Here is a 17548-nt window from a genome sequence, read left to right as displayed (position 1 = left end):
GCAAACAGAGAAGCACGTTCAAAGAGATCTTTGTCGATGGGAATTTTTTTCTTAAACATGATCACACCTTTCCTAAGTGGTCCTGTTCGTAAATAGGGTAACGTACCGACTTGTACTCGGTTTACCGGTAGAGGGTCGTAGGGCGGTCTTATCAAGGCGCGCGACTGAGGCGTACCCTCTGGTACGCCGCAAGGAGCGGAACGCAGATGAGGCCGCCCTACGACCCTCGAATGCGACCGTATTTACGAATAGGACCACTAAGTTCCGGCCTACTCCAATACATCCTTCCCCGTCATGGCAGGCAAAGGAGCCATATGGAACTCATTCAGTACGGTCGGGGCGATATCCATCAGAGAAGGATTCGTTTTATTCATGATCTTCTTATTGGAGAGAAGAATACCCGGGACCAGCGCCGGATCGATACAATGGTCTCCGCTCCAGGCCTTCAGGTTATCCTCCACCAATACCTTTGGGGCTGCTCCGAGCGCTGTCTGCCAGGAGCCGCGATACCCGCGTGTATAACCCACGACCAGATCCGGCGCATTCCCTGCATATTGCCCGGAATAGGCCTGGTCGCCCCTGTAGACCTTGTTCACCATCTTTTTGCCGTTATCCGGATCAACCACGGCCTCAAGCCCACGGATCAGTTCCGCCTTCAATGCATCCGCTTCTTCTTGCTGCACGATTCCGTTCTTTTCCCTGCCGGCCATGTTTAAGTAAATCCCGTTCAAACCAATGGCATAGGCACGGGTTTTCTCCCAATCCACGTTATCGAAAAATTCCCCGCTCTCCTGAAGAGAGGGGCCCTTTAAAACCATGTACCCTTTTTCCACCAGCCAGCGGTTGACATGCACGGCTCTTCTGAAGGGGGCAAAGCCATGGTCTGAGACCACAATCAGCGTCATATCCTTGTCCATGGCGGAGAGCACTTCGCCTAAGACCCGGTCCATCTTTTTGTAGGTATCGGGGATTACCGAGCCGTAACGCTTTGCCTTCTCCGCATCATAGCCTGGACATTCCGGATCCGTATACCGGTAGAACATATGCTGCAGAGGATCGGTCGAAGAAAAGTAACTGATAAGAAGACCGGAGTGAAAATCCCGCCATTCATGGTGAAAGTTTCTCAGGGTCTCTTCGAATACGATCTCGCTCTGCTTTAAAAAGGATTCATCATCCAGGCGTTTCTGGTTCAGGGCCCAGGTATCCTCCGCGATACCCTGTGTATAAAAAGGTCCGCCTTCCTTGGCAAGCTCTTTGGAATACCCCGATGGGTAGGAAACCGGAAGCGCCGGATTCTTAGGGTCAATGTTGATGGGTGACATGTAGAGTTCGAAATAAGGTTCGATCTCTTTCAGATAAAAACGGACGATCCCCGTGGCATTCATCATAGGCATAAATTCAAAACGGACCTTCACCCATCTGCTCCAGTCACCTCTCTTGAGAAAGAGACTCTGATCCTGGAGCCTGAGTTCTATGGTTTCGGAAGCCGGATCCATATAGACCTTAAAAGGCACGGTGAGTTTCACTTCCCCTTTTTTATAAGGGTTATTGGGTCCTTCAATGCCGGCCTCAACGGTGTTGTTCCTGATCTCCACCTCCTGGATCCGTCCGCCTGTTTCGGTTGTCTTATCTACAGGGCGGTTGGTGAAAAACGAAAAGGTTCCCATGGTTCCGAGCATGTCAGGCGTCCCCATGCCCGAGAGCTGATGGCCGCATTCGTCCGGAGGGAAATTGACCGGGACCCTGAGGACCGAAACCGGAATCCCATGATCGGAAAGGACCTTCCAGAACGGGACCCCCTCACGGAAGTTCTTAATCTCCGGTGAGGAGAGAGGAATGCTCCAACGCCCGATGCCCAATTTTCTTTTCGGTTCTTTGACGTCTGCCATGGAGAGGGCAGGGAAATAAGTATCCGGATCCCGTCTTAGAAAATCAAAGATATTATGTTCACCGGGGTTCAAACCTGTACTGAACGTGGCCCAGGCCACCGGGCTCTGAGGCGGGATGGTGGTGGCTAACGGTGAAAAACCGCCCATGTCCCGTAATTTTGCAAAGTTGGGAAGTTCTCCCGCATCCATCATGACCTTGGTTCTCTCTAAGTCCATGCCGTCGAACCCCAGGATGAGAACCTTTTTACCCGGCTCTGCATTCCGTTGTCCGCACCCGGAAACAACCATGATGAATAATAAAAAAACACCGATAATCATTTTCTTATTGAACATAGTCACTTCTCCGTTTCAAAAACTGCAGGCCGGCCGTCCATTTCAATGGGGACGGGAACCCCGAATACCTTGAGTACCGTAGGCGTGAGATCCATGAGTCTTATTTTGTGGGAAACCATTTTCCGATTACAGAGGAAGACGCCCGGGATGTGATCCGGGTGCATGCTGTGGTCCCCGCTCCATGCCTTGAGATTGTCCTCAATCAGATCCGCAGAAACCCCGCCCATGACCGAATCCCAGGAGGCCCGGTATCCTTCTGTATAAGACACAATCAGATCCGGCGCATTCTCCATGCTGGGGCCGGAATAAAGGTCTTCCCTTCTCATGACGTGAGAAATCGCGGTCTGATCCGTCTTTTCATCTTTGAGGGTTGCGAGCTTCTGAATGATTTCATTTTTTACCTTTTCCGTCTCTTGTCCAGGTTCCACAATTCCTTTTGCCTCTCTTCCCTTCTGATTGATAAAGATCCCGCTGAGGCCGATGGCATAGGCCCGGGTTTGACCCCAGTCCACCTTTTCAAAGAGCTGGCCGCTTTTCCCGTCGGCGCCCTCGATAAGGGCAAGAAGTCCATTCCGGTAAAGCCATGAATTGAGATTGATCCCCCGCCGGAATGAGCCGAATCCGTGATCGGAAATCACCATGAAGAGCGTATCCCGATCGATCTTCTCCATCAAACGGCCGACCAGATCATCCATCCGCCTATAAAGTTCTTCAAAAACCGTGAAGTCCGCCTCGCTCCCGTTTCTGTGCATGGGATGAGCCGGATCCATGTTCCGCCAGAACATGTGCTGGATCCTGTCCGTGGTGTCAAAAACACAGCAGAGAAGTCCTCTCTTGAACCGTTTGAGTTCATGGAAAAGCATCTTCTCCCGATCTTCATGGTTGAGGTAACACTGATCGAGAAAAGCCGCATCATCCAGAGCGCCTTCGTTCAATGCCCAGGTATCCTCGGCCAGGCCAAGCGTGGAAAATCTGCCGATGACCTTCGAAAGGTAAAGCGAATAGATCAAAGGATAGGAAATGGGAAGCGCCGGCCTCTCCGGGTCGATATTGATCGGGGAAACATAAAGCTGAAAATCCGGAGACACGCTTCTGAGAAGGAACCGGCAAATGCCGTGCACCTTGATCCCCAGGCCCATCTTGAAGGTCACAGGCGCCCACTCGCTGTATTCCCCGACCTTCAGGGGGGTCTCCTTTCCCTGCAGGGAAAGCGCCGCCTTGCCCCCTGCCGGGTTCAGATGAATGGTGAACGGTACGGTTAAGGGTTCGGGGTGCTTTAAGAGAGTATTATCAGGACCACGAAGGAGTCCTTTCACCTTATTGTTCAGTACACGGACATAAAACCGCTCTCCTCCAGTACTCTTTGCCTCTGCACCGTCCAGGGATGTATATGAAGAGAAGGTTCCCTGTGTGCCCCGCAGGTCCGGTACCCCCATGGATGAAAGAATTCTTCCGCTGAACGTGTCGGGAGGGAAGGTCACAGGAACCCGGATGACAATGCCTGGAATGCCGTGTTTTCCCAGAACGCCCCAAAGGGTACTCCCCTTGCGATAGGAATAAATACCCGGCTTTGAAAGAGGGATCCGGTATTTACCCAGGGATAAGGTTTTGGCCGGCTTCTCCACCTCCGCCAAGGCAAGCACCGGCATATAGGTCTTAGGGTCACGGGTCAGAAAATCAAAGATATTGTGTCTTCCCGGATTGCAGCCGGTGCTGAACGAAGACCAGGCGACCGGAGAAATCGGCGGGGTAGTCGTCCCGAGGGTCCTGAAGGTCCCCGTTTCTTTGAGTTTTTTGAAGTTTGGAAGGAGGCCCTTGTCCATAAATTTTTGCAGCAGCATGGGAGAGAGGCCGTCCAACCCGGCGATAATCACCTTCTTTTTTGTCTGAATCTTTTGGGTATGTCCACCTTGTTTTTTTAGAACTCCCCGCAGCAAGAGGCGGACTGGGAACATTATAATGGCTACAATGGCGGTTAAAAAGGAAAGGGCAAATACCAGAAAAGAGCTGAAGAACGCAAACCCCGCGCCGGGGCCGATGTAGGCGAAGGCCTGCGAAGCGAAAAGCAGGCTCCCCAAAAAAACGAGGAGGTTCCAAAACCTGTAATGAACTCTCATACTGAAATATTTCTCACTATGCAGGAGAGATCTTTGAGGGTCACCCATTTATGAACCTTCAATGAAGGCCTTCAAGATCCTGCTTCGAGTCGGATGCCTGAGCTTTCGAAGCGCCTTGGCCTCGATCTGCCTGATTCGCTCACGCGTGACCTTAAATTCCTGTCCAACTTCCTCCAGGGTATGGTCCGTGGCCTCTCCGATGCCGAATCGTTTCCTGAGGACCTTCTCTTCCCTGGGCGTCAACGTCTGAAGGACCTTCCCGACCGTCTCTTGGAGGTTGATCTTGACCACGGCCTCCGACGGGGACATGATCTTCTTGTCCTCGATGAAGTCGCCGAGATGGCTGTCTTCCTCTTCTCCTACCGGGGTCTCCAGAGATATGGGTTCCTTCGCGATCTTCAGCACCTTACGGACCTTCTCAACGGGAAGATCCATTTCCTTGGAGATCTCTTCGGGCGTGGGTTCCCTTCCCATTTCCTGGACCAGAAGCCTGGTCGTCCTGATCAGTTTGTTAATGGTCTCAATCATGTGTACCGGAATCCGGATGGTTCTGGCCTGGTCCGCAATGGCCCGTGTGATGGCCTGCCGGATCCACCAGGTGGCATACGTGCTGAACTTGTATCCCCGGCGGTATTCAAATTTGTCCACAGCCTTCATGAGCCCGATATTACCCTCCTGGATCAGGTCTAAAAAGAGAAGACCCCGGTTGGTGTACTTCTTGGCGATGCTCACGACCAGCCTCAGGTTGGCTTCAACCATCTCGGCCTTGGCGCTCAGGGCCTCGGTTTCTCCGGCCTTGAGTTTCTTCAGGGCTTTTTTGAAGTATTCGGAATCCTGCTCGAATGTCTTCTCAATCATGCGTATCTGTTTCAGCGCCCTTTTCAGCCTGAGTCCGATCAGTTTCAGCCTCTCCGGCTTGACCCTCGCTGCACGCTCGATTTTCCTGCGCCTCGGGGTCATCCGCTTGGCGTTGACATAGGCCAGGACATCTTCGGAAGAAAGCCGCGCGGCCTTCTCGCAGTTTCTGATCTCCTTCTGAAGGGTATCGATACGTTCCACGATGGTCTTGAGCCTGAGCGTGAACCGCTCGATATAATCCGGATGAAAATTGATCTGCTTCATCAAAGAGATGATCTTCTCCTTGGTTTTCTCGATCCCGCTCCGGTATTTTTCCAGCGTCTCTTTCTTTTTGATCCGCGGATCCTGGATGCGCCCCTGGAGATAAAGGAGATTCTCGTTATGCTCCTGGACTTCGTCGATCAGCTTAAGGGTTTGTTCCTTGAGTTCATTGTCCGAGGCGCCGGAAGAAGAGAATTCCTCGAAGTCCTCTTCATTGCCGCAAGCCACATCCCGGATATAGATCTTTCCCTTCCGGAGCCGTTTTCCAAGGGAAAGAACCATACGGATCACAAAGGGGGAGTTCATCAGGACTTCCGTAATCTTTTTCTGGCCCGTCTCGATTCTCTTGGCAATCCTGACCTCCCCCTCCCGGTTCAGTAGCGGGATAGTCCCCATCTCTTTGAGATACAGGCGCACAGGGTCGTCGGTTTTGCCGACGACTCCAGGGGATAGGTCGAGGTGCAGATCCCTCTCTTCCACATCTGCGGCGCCTTCCATCCCGGCTTCCATCTCTATGTCCACGCCTTCTTCCTTGAAATCCACCTCGAAGCCCTTAATCTCTTCATCTTCCTGGTCCAGTTCATGATCCAGACGGAGCTTGCTATGCAGGTCCCCCCCTTCCTGGGAGGTCTCCATGATCTCGATATTCATGTTGTTGAGCATCATGATCAGCTCGTCAATCTGTTCGGAATTCACCATATCTTCCGGAAGGGCATCGTTCAGATCATCGTAGGTCAGAAACCCTTTTTCCTTGCCCATCGTGATGAGAGATTTGATTTCCGGGCTTCGTCTGATTTTTTTTGTCATGCTTTTACATTCCTCCGTTCAGTACCGAGTCTCTGCTGGAGGGTCGAAACCTCCAATGAGATGTTCGATATTTCCCGAACAAGTTGCGCAGCCTCCCGGCTTCTTCCTTGTTTTTCGGCGTCTTCAACCTCTTCCTGAAGCGTTTTTTTCATCCTCTTGAGATGTTCCTGACGAACCCTGTCGATCAGACCTTGAAGGTCCACTGGCTCCTGATCCTCTATCAAAAATCTCGAAAGCATTCCCGCAAGGGATGCATCCTCTGCCGGGATCAGAGACTGGATGGTACCGGGACCGGGCTTTTCTCCAGGGGAATCAAAGATCCGCTGTACAACGGACCGTAAACCCGGGTCACTGAAATAGCCCGGTTCGATCCGCCCCTTGATCTCTTGGAGCAGATCCGGATGATGGATCATGAGACTGACCAGGGCTCCTTCCCAGACCGGGGCCTCCTTCCCGGGTTTTGTCCCCTCCTTTTTTGAAGGGTCCTCCTTGCCCCGCAGCTTTGCGGCCCCGGAACGGATGGAAGCCCTTATGGTTCCGGGATCGATCCTGAGCAAAGAGGCAACCTGATTCGTATAAAGTTCCTGCTCAATGGGGTTTGAAATCATGGAAAGAAGAGGGATCAGCCGTTCGGCCACCGACACCTTCTCGTTTAGGGTCTTCTGCGGCATCTCTTTCAGGGTATGTTCGATCATGAAATCCATAATGGGTTTGGCCTCTGCCATCCGATCTTTAAATCCGTTTTTGCCGTACTTCCCAAGAAAACTGTCCGGGTCCTCACCCTGGACAAGGGTGACGACCTTCATTTTCATTCCCTCGGGGACGCAGATGTCAAAAGATCGTTTGGCGGCCTTGACTCCGGCATCGTCCGAGTCGAAAAACAAGGCCAGGTTCCGGGTATACCGTTGCAGCTTACGGACATGCCACCGGGTCAGGGAGGTCCCAAGCGTAGCGACGATGTTGTGGATGTCGTTCTGGTAGGTCGTGATGACGTCCATATATCCCTCAACCAGGATGGCATATTCCTGCTTTCGGATCGCCTCGTAAGAGAGGTTCAAACCATACAGGCTGGACCCTTTGTCAAAGACCGGCGTCTCCGGAGAATTAAGGTACTTGGGGGTGGAATCGTCAAGGACCCGCCCGCCGAAACCAAGGACCCTTGCGTAGATGTCTACGATGGGGAAAATGACCCGGTTACGGAACCGGTCATACAAGCCGTCTCCGCTTTTCTTTTTCAGAGCCAATCCGGCCAGTTCTATATCCTTTTCATTGAAACCGAGCCCCTTCAAATGCAGGGTCAGGGCATCCCAGGAATCCGGCGCATATCCGATCTTAAAGAGCGACAGGGTCTCCTCGGTGATTCCACGACTCTTCAGGTAGGACAAGGCCAGGCTGGTTTTCCTTCCGGTCTCAAAAAAGAATGATGCAGCCGCCTTGTTGATCTCAAAAATCCGATCCTTTATTTTCTGCTGAGCCAGGTCTTCGGGGGTACGCTCGATTTCAGGAACCGGCCTTCCACAGCGTTCAGCCAGGGCGCGTACCGCATCCGGGAACCCCATATTTTCATGTTTCATCAGGAAATGAAAGACGTTCCCCCCCTCCCCGCAGCCGAAACAATGAAAGATCTGCTTGGAGGGGTTGACCATAAAAGAGGGCGTTTTCTCCGAGTGAAAGGGACAGAGACCTTTATAATTGCTCCCCCCTCTTTTAAGGGAGACATAATTGGAGATCACGTCCACGATGTCACTCTCTTCCCTGACCTGGTTGATAAATTCTTCCGGGAAAAACATGTTTCTGACTGCTTTCATGAAATCAGTTCGACCAGGGTGACCCCCGGCCCTCCTTCCTCCATCTGGCCGCTCCGAAAATCGGCCACAAGCGGGTGCGACATCAAGGTCTTTGCAACGGCGTCCCGAAGGGCGCCGGTCCCGATCCCATGAATGATCTGCACCATGCGGAGGTTCCCAAGGTGAGCGTCATCCAGGTATTTTTCGGTTCTTTTCACGGCCTCTTCCACCCTCAGACCGATGAGATTGATGCTGGGAGAAACCTCCTTATGGGACCCCGCGTCCGTCGCCACGGTCACCATGGGACGCCTTTCCTGAGTGCCTTGGGATACGAGTTGCACCTGATCAGCCGAAACCTGGACCCGAAGGCCGTTGCAAAAGACCTCGATCCGCTTTTTTTTATCCGGGCCGTTCATGACCACCCCTTTTCTGCCGGTGCCCATGATTTCGACCTCAAGCCCGGGTTGAATGCTTGCAAGTTCCACCGGCTGAGAGGGGAAAGGGATCGGATTCGAGGGTTTCAGTTCCTGCTCGATCTTTTTTATCTCCTCCTCGAAACGTATCCGGTTTCCATGCTCTGCAATCTTGAGAAGCCTTTTCGACCTTGTTTTAGTCCGGGCGGCCAGCGACATGGCCTCATTCAGGAACTGATGCGCTTCCTTGAGAGCCGCTATTTTCTGATTCTCAACGGCGGAAATCTCCCTATCCATCTCTTCTTTCTTCCTATCCCATTCGTGCCGGACCGCCTCGTTATCCCGAATCTTCTGCTCCAACTCTTCGATCAGATGGGCCGTGTTCCGGTCCATGGCTGGGATCTTCTCCCTGGCCCGGTCCAGGATCTCCTTCGGCATCCCGATCTTTTCAGAAATCTCGAAGGCGTGACTGGTTCCCAGACGGCCGTACTCAAGCGTATATGCCGGCCGCATTCGTTCCGCGTCATATGACACAGAGGCATTCATCATCCCCTGGGTCATATAGGCGTATTGCTTAATCTCCTCGTAATGCGTGGTGGCCGCCGTCAGGGCCTCCTTGAGAGACAGCGCTTCAAGGATGGCGATGCCGAGAGCGGCCCCTTCTTTCGGGTCCGTCCCCGTTCCCAGTTCATCGAGCAAAACCAGGGATAAAGCGCCGGACGCTTCGAGGATTCGAACCATGTTCTTGATATGAGAGGAAAAGGTGCTCATCTCTTCCTGAATACTCTGTTCATCCCCGATATCCGCGAAGACGTCCCGAAAGACCCCCATGGAGCTTCCCTCCGCAGCCGGAATGGGGATACCGGCCTGGGCCATGAGGACCAGAATCCCCAAGGTTTTCAGGGCCACGGTTTTGCCCCCCATATTGGGGCCTGTAATCATCAGGGTCCTGTATCCCTCTCCAATCTGAAGGTCAACCGGCACGATCTCATTGACGGCCCCCTGCCTTCTTTCCTGAAGGAGGGGGTGCCGGGCGCCCTTGAAATCAATCTTTTTCTCAGCCAAGATGACGGGGATCACCGCGTGGTAGTCCTCGGCAAAAAGCGCTTTGCATAAATGGAGATCAACGTGCGCCAGGACCGAGATGTCTTTCCAAAGCGATTCCCATCCTGCGCGCACCTGATCGCTGATTTCTAAAAGAATCCGGTGGACTTCTTTCAACTCCTCGGAAACAAGGCGTGAAAGATGGTTGTTCATCTCCACGGTTTCCGAGGGCTCCACAAAGACGGTCATCCCGCTTGCTGACTGGTCATGAATGATCCCCTGGATCTTCGATGAGAAATCAGACTTGAGGGGAATAACATATCGGTTATTCCTCAGGGTAACCAGCCTCTCCTGGACAACGGTCTTCAAGGCATCCGAGGAGAGTATGGCATCCAGTCTGAGTTTAACTGACTCTTTCTGCTGCCGGATCCTTCGGCGGATGCCGGCCAAAACCGTACTGGCGGAATCCTTGATTTCTCCTTTTTCGTCAACGCTCCGATCTATGGCCTCCCCAAGTTCAAACAGGGGATCAATCCGGCCGATCTCCGCCTCAAGGAGCGGGAAAACGCCGGCCTCTTTTTTGATGAATCTTTTGAGCCCCTGAACGGTCCGGATCACCCGGCGTATGGAAATCAGGGCGTCGGGTTGAAGCAAATACCCCTCGGCATGGGCCTCTTTCAAGAAGGGGCGGATATCGGACAGTCCCTGAATGGACGGTCTGCCGCGTTTCTTAACCAAGGATATCATTTCGGCAACGCAATGAAGGAGATACTGTACCTGAACAGGATCATGTTGTACCGTAAGACTTTCAATCTCGGATTGGCCAAAAGGGGATTGAGCGTATCTTTTGAGAATATTCTGAACCCGGTCAAATTCCAGGATCCGAAGGATCTGTCTATCCATTTGGGAGATCCCGGCCCCTTCTCCGAATCCTTGTCGAAGGAGGCGCAGCTTTGAACCCGTTACACCGGAATGCCGCATTCCTTGGGAACGGCGTTAAACGGGTTTACGAAAAAGAGGGCCGGCTTAGCGGCCCTCTTTCACGATAAACTTTTCTGTACCAACTGCTGCACCTGTTTCCCATCGGCTCTTCCGGCGGCCTCGGCCATGACTTTCTTCATGACGGCGCCCATTTCTTTCATCGAGCCGGCGCCGGTCTCAGCGATGACCTTTTTGATGATCTCTCTTAGCTCCTCGACGGATAATGGAGGGGGGAGATATTCAAGAACCATACCCAGTTCTTTGGTCTCTTTTTGAACCAGATCCTCCCTTTTCCCGATCTGGAATTGAGAAATGGACTCCTTGTGCCTCTTAACGGTTCTTGAAAGAAGGGCGGTGATCTCGTTTTCCTGTAAGGCCCCTCCCGTTTTGATCTCCTGGTTCTTGATTTCAGAGAGAATCATACGGATGACTGAAAGCCTCTCTTTGTCGCCTGTTTTCATTGCAGACTTCATGTCCGCTTCCAGTTTCGCCTTAAGGCCCATCCTGCTCCTTTGTTGCTATTTGCTTGCAGAATATTTTTGAATTTTCAGCGCCTTTTTCTGAGCCGCGAGTGTTTTTCTCTTTTTTCTTATGGAGGGCTTTTCATAATGTTCGCGCTTGCGGATTTCAGACAAGAGCCCTGATTTTTCGCACATTTTCTTGAACCGCCTCAACGCCCCTTCAAAAGATTCGCCTTCTCTGATTTTGATGCCAAGCATTCATTTTTCCCCTCCCTCCATATATAAAATAAGTTTAAAAAAACTAAATATTAACTATAATTAGATATCATATTTTTGTCAAGCTTGTTTTTATGTAAATGTGAGCTTTTAATGAATTTTCTTTAAAAAACCGGAACCTTTTTGCCTTTTTGTCTTTTCTTACGCCTATTTTCAAGATGCATTCTCCATGCGCCCTATTCCATCCAATGATTTTTAAAAGTTCCCCTATTCAGGAAAAAGCAAAAAAACTTGACTTTATCAATAAAGTATATTATTTATCCTGAACCCCATTCTTTTGGTAAAGATTGTAGTTGAGAATTTATGAAACTTTCAAACCGAAGTCAATATGGAGTCCGGGCGCTTTTTGATATGGCCTATTATTCCCCAGGGAGGACGGTACAGATCCGGGAGATCTCCAGGAGACAGGGGATCTCAAGGCGGTTCCTGGAGCAGATCTTCTATTCCTTGAAAAAGGCGGGGATCATCGAGAGCACCCGGGGGCCCAAGGGGGGGTATTTGCTCACCCGTTCCCCGGATAAGATTACGGTCGGCCATATCATCCGTGTCCTTGAAGGCCCGGTTGAGCCGGTTCCCTGCACGACCATGGAAAAAGACGGCTCGGCCTGTAAATATATGGACCAGTGCGTGACCCGGATGGTTTGGGACGAGGCCGGCACGATGATCAGCCGGTATTTTGATTCCATCGCCATTTCCGACCTCTGCCGGCGGGCAGATCAAATGGGACTGAATAAGGAAGAAAAATCGTTGATGTACAACATTTGAGGAGAAAGAGGATGGAAAAAGAAACCAAAGTCAAAAAGACATATGCCGAGATCAATGCCCGGATTAAAAAGGGTGAGGCGGTCGTCGTGACCGCGGAGGAGATGATCGACATCGTGGACAAGAACGGCCCGGTGGCCGCTGCCGGAAAGGTGGATGTGGTCACCACCGGCACATTCGGTCCCATGTGCTCTTCGGGGGCATTCTTGAACTTCGGGCATTCCAAACCCAAGATTAAAGTCAAGAGCGCCTGGCTCAACGGGGTGAATGCCTATGGCGGCCTTGCAGCCGTAGACCTCTACATCGGCGCCACCGAACTTGCGGAAGACGACCCGGAGAACCGGGTCTACCCGGGACAGTTCCCCTATGGCGGAGGGCATGTGATTGAGGACCTGATCGCAGGGAAGGACATCCAGCTCAAGGCCTTGGCCTACGGGACCGACTGCTATCCCAGAAAGGATTTATATTCCCTGATCAACATCAAGGATCTGAATGAATGTTACCTTTTCAATCCAAGGAATGCCTACCAGAATTACAACTGCGCCGTGAACCTCGGAAGCCGAATGATCTACACCTATATGGGAGGACTCAGGCCCAATCTTGGAAACGCCAACTACTGCAGCGCAGGCCAGTTGTCCCCTCTGCTGAACGATCCTTTTTACCGCACCATCGGCATTGGGACGCGGATATTCATGGGCGGGGGGATCGGATACGTGGTCTCGCCGGGGACTCAGCACAACCCTTCGGTTAAACGGGGGGAGAATGGGGTCGTGCGCGCGCCTGCCGGGACCATCGCCACCTATGGGGACCTTCGGGGCATGAGCACGGAATATGTCAAAGGGGTCAGCTTACAGGGTTATGGGGTCTCTCTCTCGTTGGGACTTGGTATTCCCATACCGATCCTGGACGAGGACCTGGCCCGGACCACCGGCGTATCAGATGAACAGATCTATACCCAGATTGTGGACTACGGCGCAGATTACCCGCAGGGCATCGCCAAGAGCTATGGAGAAGTCAATTACAAAGAACTCAAGTCCGGTCAGATCATGATCCAGGGGAAGGAAGTCAAGACATCTTCTCTTTCGAGCTACCCCAAGGCGGTGAAGATCGCAGAGACGCTCAAGGACTGGATCCTCAAAGGAAAGTTCCTGCTCGGTGAACCCCAGAACCTGATCCCTTCGGCGGATTCCGGCGCCTCGTTCAAAATGCTCAAGGAGAGACCCTGGGACAAATAGGGAAAAGAGAGCTTTAACCGTTCTGATGAATGGAAGCAACATGAACAGGGATAGAGTGGAATGGATTACCGGCCTGATCGGGAATACCCCCATGGTCCGGATACAACGGCTGGCCGGGCAGGAAGAGGCCGTCATCTGGGCCAAGCTCGAGTCCTTCAATCCCGGCGGCAGTGTCAAGGACAGGATCTGCCTGAGCATGATCGAGGCCGCGGAACGGGAAGGAAAGCTTAGACCCGGAGGGGTTATCGTCGAACCGACCAGCGGCAATACGGGGATCGGCTTGGCTTTTGTTGCTGCGGTCAAGGGGTATCGGGCCATCTTTACCATGCCGGAGACCATGAGCCTCGAGCGAAGAACCCTCTTGCGGGCCTACGGCGCCGAGGTGGTGCTGACGCCGGGAGATGAAGGGATGAGAGGGGCCATACGCAAGGCTGAAGAGATGGTCGAAAAGAATCCGGGGTATTTTATGCCCCAGCAGTTCAAGAACCCCGCCAATCCGGAGGTGCATAGGAAGACCACGGCGCAGGAAATTATCAGGCAGGCCGGTTTTGATTTCCATGCCTTTGTTGCAGGAGTGGGGACCGGTGGGACGGTCACCGGTGTGGGCGAGGTCCTGAAGAACAAAAATCCGGGCATCAGGATCGTGGCTGTTGAGCCCAGGGAATCCCCGGTCCTGTCCGGAGGTAAAGCCGGACCGCACAAGATCCAGGGGATCGGCGCCGGATTTGTTCCGGATGTCCTGAACATGGAGATCGTTGATCAGATTGTTCGGGTGAGCGGTGAGGATGCGGCAGCCGCGGCACGGGATCTGGCCAGGCAGGAAGGGATCCTTTGCGGGATTTCCTCGGGTGCGGCATTTTTTGCCGCGCTTGAAGTCGCCAGGGAACTCGGGCCGGGAAAGACCGTCGTGGTGATCTTTCCGGATACCGGGGAGCGTTACCTGAGTACGGATATGTATACAAAATAAAATTGACGGCTTCGTAAAAAGTCCGTCTGCGGCGTTGCGCTTCATTCTTCGTCATTGCAGCGTATCTCTAATACGCCTCATTCCTCAGAATTCGCGCGCCTTGCATCCGGATCTTTTTACTGTGCCGTCCCACTTGTGGACTTTTTACGAGTCCATCAAAATTTATTTTTGGAAAGGAGTTCATCAGCTATGGCATACAAGAAAGTTCTGTTAAGATTCTCCAATAATTTAATCAGCAAGCCGATTGTTTACAGGCTGGTCAAGGATTTTGACCTGAGCTTCAACATCCTGAAGGCGAATATCCTCCCGGATGAGGAAGGGGAGATGGTTCTTGAAATCGATGGGGATAGCAAGAACTACAAGAAAGGGATCAAGTTTCTCAAAGACTCGGGCGTGGAGGTACTGGACCTCAAGAAGCGGGTTTACAAGGTTGAAGACCGGTGCTATCAGTGCAGCGCCTGCACGGCAGTCTGTCCAAGCGAAGCCATCTCCATCGACAGAAAGACCATGATTGTGAGCTTCGACCCTGAGAAGTGCATCGTCTGTGAACTCTGCGTGGGGACTTGCCCGCCCAAGGCCATGAAGGTGGAGATCCTGTAATCCTATTCAATATTCTTGCCGGGCCGGGACCGCCTGCGGCGGCTATCACAACAGGGAATCATGTATTAGGTTATGTCAAATTTCTTTTACAAAGAAGCCTATTCCTGTTACACTCGTTTTGTCGCTTAATAACATTGTTAATCCCGCGCAGAAAGCTTCCACAAATTGCTTGAAATGGCCGAAAGAGTCTGATAAAGTTTATCAGTATGTTTATGGCTTTTAAGGTTTAAGATTGCATGGATACGTTCAGCGCGAAGAAACGCTCGTGGATAATGGCGCAGGTCAAATCCGTCGGAAACAGATCAACGGAACAGATATTGGTCGCCGTTCTTCGCAAATCTAAAATCGTAGGCTGGCGCAGGCGCTACCCTATTTTTGGCAAACCCGATTTTGCGTTTCCACGCAGGAAAGTTGCTGTATTCGTCGATGGGTGTTTCTGGCATGGGCATCCACGAAAATGCCGGGTGCCGCAAACTAACCGTGAATATTGGCTGAAAAAGATAAACCACAATATAGTGCGCGACAAGCTTGTAACTCGCACGCTCAAAGATGAAGGCTGGAAAGTAGTCAGAATATGGGAAGATATGGTAGCAAAGCCATCAACTGTAACACGGTTACGGAAAGCGATGGGCGGATATGAAGAATGAAAAAACAGTTGCAGAGTTTTTCGCTGGAATAGGACTCATGCGATTAGGTCTTGAGCAAGCCGGCTGGGATGTTGTCTGGGCGAATGACATCGACGAAGATAAGATGAGGATGTATCGCGGCCATTTTACCGACGATGTTGCTCATTTTCATCTTGGCGATGTTCATGAATTGACCCCTGTCAAAATTCCAAGCGTAGCGCTGGCAACAGCGTCTTTCCCCTGCAATGACCTCTCGTTGGCAGGCGCGCGACGTGGACTGGCGGGTCAACACTCCGGCGCATTTTGGGGTTTCGTGGATGCCCTTAAAGGAATGCGGAACCGGCGTCCGCCGCTCGTCATGCTGGAGAATGTCGCTGGCTTCCTGACTTCCCACGATGGAAACGATTTCAGAGACGCTTGCCTTGCGCTGAATGAATTGGGATACGCGGTTGACGCCTTTATTATTGACGCCGCTTTATTCGTGCCGCAAAGTAGACAACGCCTTTTTCTTATCGGAAAGCGCGGGAAACGCAAGGCTGACCGTATCTCTGAAACGCCTTCGTTCTATCAATCCCAATGTCGGCCCCACGCTCTCGCGGACTTTATCTTATGGAATCCCGATATTCGATGGTCTTTACGAAGTCTTCCACCCATCGTGGCCGCTAAAACAACCTTACGAGATATTGTCGAGCGTTTACCCACCAACTCTGTCTATTGGTGGAGTAAGGAAAGAGCTGAATATCTTCTCAACCAGATGAGTGAAAAACATCGCTCTATCGCTGATAAGATGATTGCAGGAAAGGACCTCTCCTGTGGGACGGTCTTTCGACGTGTGCGTTATGGAAAATCAATGGCAGAGTTAAGAACGGACGGTGTCGCGGGCTGTCTTCGCACGCCGAGAGGCGGAAGCGGCCGCCAGATTTTATTTGTAGCGGGCAAAGGACGCTATGCGGTCCGCCTTCTCACACCCAGGGAATGCGCGCGTCTAATGGGGGCGAACGATTTCAAAATAACAGTTCCGTTAAACCAAGCACTATTTGGCTTCGGTGACGCTGTCTGCGTTCCTGTCATTAAATGGATTGCGGAGAATTATTTGACACCGGAATGGAAGGAGCTACACGCCATTGAAATCGAGCAAGAGCGGTACGCCGCAACCGCAATTTGAGGTAGTCGGACTTCCAGAAGATGTGGCAGCGATTCGGGCTGAAATTAGAAAATTCTTCGCCTCGAAAGACGGCAACGGAAAGCGCATTGGCAGCTACAAGCACGGCGTGTACGCCTTTTACGACTATGACGGCGAGCCTATATACGTTGGACAGACCGAAGAAAAACTAAGCGGTCGTGTCAGCAGACACCTGACGAACCAGAGAACCGACGCCGTCGCAATGAACGTGCTCGATCCGTTCGAGGTGGCATACATTGAAGTGTGGCCGCTCGATGATCTTGTGGACGGTCTTCTGAAAAAAGATCAAAAGACGCTTTTGGATCGCGCAGAATACACAGTTTTTCAAAAGGTCTTGAGAGAATCCGAGCTTGGCGCGGTGCTGAACGAAAAAGAAATGGCGCCACGAAGTGAAATTAAGCTCCCCCAATCCTACAAACAACGAATCATTCCCGAAGCGATATACACGCAACGAAAACACCCTGATGTGCGTATTGCGCGACGGGCCACGACGATTGCCAACCTTGCTCGTGTCATCAGCGAACGTGACGTATCCGACGGACTTCGCCGAACCCTTCTAACGCAGGCAAGAAGACTTGAAAGTCTTGCCGGCCTTCGCGTTAAAGAGCTCGGAATCACCACCGATTTCAAGAAGAAATAATAGATGATTCGGGGGAGGGCTTTGGGGTCAGAGGGCTTTGGGAGGGCTTTGGGGTCAGAGGGCTTTGGGGTCAGACCTACAGTGCGACCGGGCAAGGTCGTATCATCCAGCGGGTGAGAATCCCGCCCCGGAAGGTAAGCCAGCCACCGGGTAGCGAGTCTTTGGAGGGAGGGCGGTAACATCCTTCTTTAAGCGTAAGATAGCAAGCTGGCAGGCCGTAAGCCGATTGGTTGAAGGGATTGAGCCCCGAAAGTGACGCGTTGGGAAGGACGACACTGTTGTAGAAGTGGAAGTCAACATGGGACGAG

15 protein-coding genes are annotated in these 17548 nt (G+C 52.1%); 8 read left to right on the top strand and 7 right to left on the bottom strand.

Features of this window, described 5'->3' with window-relative positions; translation table 11 throughout:
• Window positions 1-269 precede the first annotated feature (269 nt).
• The 5 genes from AUK29_02970 to AUK29_02950 all read right to left on the bottom strand — a co-directional run bounded on the left by AUK29_02970 (window position 270) and on the right by AUK29_02950 (window position 10190).
• Window positions 270-2177: a hypothetical protein gene (locus AUK29_02970; protein ID OIP65316.1), complete on the bottom strand. Its 1908-nt coding sequence runs from the start codon at window positions 2175-2177 to the stop codon at window positions 270-272.
• A gap of 47 nt (window positions 2178-2224) precedes the next feature.
• Window positions 2225-4063, bottom strand: a complete 1839-nt coding sequence (locus AUK29_02965) for a hypothetical protein (protein OIP65315.1) — start codon at window positions 4061-4063, stop codon at window positions 2225-2227.
• Between the two features lie 324 nt (window positions 4064-4387).
• On the bottom strand, window positions 4388-6265 hold the full coding sequence (locus AUK29_02960; protein ID OIP65313.1) for an RNA polymerase sigma factor RpoD: 1878 nt from the start codon (window positions 6263-6265) through the stop codon (window positions 4388-4390).
• Complete coding sequence (locus AUK29_02955) at window positions 6262-8073, bottom strand: DNA primase (protein OIP65312.1); 1812 nt, start codon at window positions 8071-8073, stop codon at window positions 6262-6264. The genes AUK29_02960 and AUK29_02955 overlap by 4 nt, the downstream gene beginning before the upstream one ends.
• On the bottom strand, window positions 8070-10190 hold the full coding sequence (locus tag AUK29_02950) for a hypothetical protein (GenBank protein OIP65311.1): 2121 nt from the start codon (window positions 10188-10190) through the stop codon (window positions 8070-8072). Before AUK29_02950 ends, AUK29_02955 begins: the two co-directional genes overlap by 4 nt.
• On the opposite strand from AUK29_02950, the gene AUK29_02945 reads away from it, so the two are divergent.
• Window positions 10176-10466 (top strand): hypothetical protein, encoded by a 291-nt coding sequence (locus AUK29_02945; protein ID OIP65310.1) that lies wholly within the window; start codon window positions 10176-10178, stop codon window positions 10464-10466. The two genes, AUK29_02950 and AUK29_02945, sit on opposite strands and share 15 nt — an antisense overlap.
• Before the next feature lie 83 nt (window positions 10467-10549).
• Here AUK29_02945 and AUK29_02940 read toward each other — a convergent pair whose 3' ends face one another.
• The gene (locus tag AUK29_02940; protein OIP65309.1) at window positions 10550-10993 is read right to left on the bottom strand and encodes a hypothetical protein; all 444 of its coding nucleotides are present in this window, start codon (window positions 10991-10993) and stop codon (window positions 10550-10552) included.
• Between the two features lie 15 nt (window positions 10994-11008).
• Window positions 11009-11209: a 30S ribosomal protein S21 gene (locus AUK29_02935; protein ID OIP65308.1), complete on the bottom strand. Its 201-nt coding sequence runs from the start codon at window positions 11207-11209 to the stop codon at window positions 11009-11011.
• Between the two features lie 321 nt (window positions 11210-11530).
• Here AUK29_02935 and AUK29_02930 point away from each other — a divergent pair, with 321 nt between their 5' ends.
• The 7 genes from AUK29_02930 (at window position 11531) to AUK29_02900 (ending at window position 17240) form a co-directional block, all read left to right on the top strand.
• Entirely contained in the window at window positions 11531-11992 is a 462-nt protein-coding gene (locus tag AUK29_02930) for a hypothetical protein (protein OIP65307.1), read from the top strand.
• 11 nt (window positions 11993-12003) lie between these two features.
• Window positions 12004-13224 carry a hypothetical protein gene (locus tag AUK29_02925; protein OIP65306.1) on the top strand — a complete coding sequence of 407 codons (1221 nt, stop codon included), beginning with the start codon at window positions 12004-12006 and terminating at the stop codon, window positions 13222-13224.
• A 40-nt stretch (window positions 13225-13264) separates the two neighbouring features.
• Window positions 13265-14191 (top strand): cysteine synthase A, encoded by a 927-nt coding sequence (locus tag AUK29_02920; protein OIP65314.1) that lies wholly within the window; start codon window positions 13265-13267, stop codon window positions 14189-14191.
• A gap of 189 nt (window positions 14192-14380) precedes the next feature.
• On the top strand, window positions 14381-14791 hold the full coding sequence (locus AUK29_02915; GenBank protein ID OIP65305.1) for a (Fe-S)-binding protein: 411 nt from the start codon (window positions 14381-14383) through the stop codon (window positions 14789-14791).
• 272 nt (window positions 14792-15063) lie between these two features.
• On the top strand, window positions 15064-15438 hold the full coding sequence (locus AUK29_02910) for a very short patch repair endonuclease (GenBank protein OIP65304.1): 375 nt from the start codon (window positions 15064-15066) through the stop codon (window positions 15436-15438).
• On the top strand, window positions 15428-16582 hold the full coding sequence (locus tag AUK29_02905; GenBank protein ID OIP65303.1) for a DNA (cytosine-5-)-methyltransferase: 1155 nt from the start codon (window positions 15428-15430) through the stop codon (window positions 16580-16582). Before AUK29_02910 ends, AUK29_02905 begins: the two co-directional genes overlap by 11 nt.
• Window positions 16542-17240 (top strand): hypothetical protein, encoded by a 699-nt coding sequence (locus AUK29_02900; GenBank protein OIP65302.1) that lies wholly within the window; start codon window positions 16542-16544, stop codon window positions 17238-17240. The genes AUK29_02905 and AUK29_02900 overlap by 41 nt, the downstream gene beginning before the upstream one ends.
• The last annotated feature ends 308 nt before the right edge of the window (window positions 17241-17548 follow it).

Source organism: Nitrospirae bacterium CG2_30_53_67 (genome assembly GCA_001873285.1).
Taxonomy (GTDB): domain Bacteria; phylum CG2-30-53-67; class CG2-30-53-67; order CG2-30-53-67; family CG2-30-53-67; genus CG2-30-53-67.
Note: the sequence above shows the minus strand (reverse complement) of the source record. Positions and strands in the feature narration are given on the sequence as shown.

Excerpts from the sequence above, each read along its gene's own strand:
- AUK29_02970 (OIP65316.1), bottom strand. The coding sequence starts at position 2,177 with ATGGTTGTTTCCGGGTGCGGACAACGGAATGCAGAGCCGGGTAAAAAG.
- AUK29_02965 (OIP65315.1), bottom strand. The coding sequence starts at position 4,063 with ATGCTGCTGCAAAAATTTATGGACAAGGGCCTCCTTCCAAACTTCAAA.
- AUK29_02960 (OIP65313.1), bottom strand. The coding sequence starts at position 6,265 with ATGACAAAAAAAATCAGACGAAGCCCGGAAATCAAATCTCTCATCACG.
- AUK29_02955 (OIP65312.1), bottom strand. The coding sequence starts at position 8,073 with ATGAAAGCAGTCAGAAACATGTTTTTCCCGGAAGAATTTATCAACCAG.
- AUK29_02945 (OIP65310.1), top strand. The coding sequence starts at position 10,176 with ATGGGCCTCTTTCAAGAAGGGGCGGATATCGGACAGTCCCTGAATGGA.
- AUK29_02940 (OIP65309.1), bottom strand. The coding sequence starts at position 10,993 with ATGGGCCTTAAGGCGAAACTGGAAGCGGACATGAAGTCTGCAATGAAA.
- AUK29_02935 (OIP65308.1), bottom strand. The coding sequence starts at position 11,209 with ATGCTTGGCATCAAAATCAGAGAAGGCGAATCTTTTGAAGGGGCGTTG.
- AUK29_02930 (OIP65307.1), top strand. The coding sequence starts at position 11,531 with ATGAAACTTTCAAACCGAAGTCAATATGGAGTCCGGGCGCTTTTTGAT.
- AUK29_02925 (OIP65306.1), top strand. The coding sequence starts at position 12,004 with ATGGAAAAAGAAACCAAAGTCAAAAAGACATATGCCGAGATCAATGCC.
- AUK29_02920 (OIP65314.1), top strand. The coding sequence starts at position 13,265 with ATGAACAGGGATAGAGTGGAATGGATTACCGGCCTGATCGGGAATACC.
- AUK29_02915 (OIP65305.1), top strand. The coding sequence starts at position 14,381 with ATGGCATACAAGAAAGTTCTGTTAAGATTCTCCAATAATTTAATCAGC.
- AUK29_02910 (OIP65304.1), top strand. The coding sequence starts at position 15,064 with ATGGCGCAGGTCAAATCCGTCGGAAACAGATCAACGGAACAGATATTG.
- AUK29_02905 (OIP65303.1), top strand. The coding sequence starts at position 15,428 with ATGAAGAATGAAAAAACAGTTGCAGAGTTTTTCGCTGGAATAGGACTC.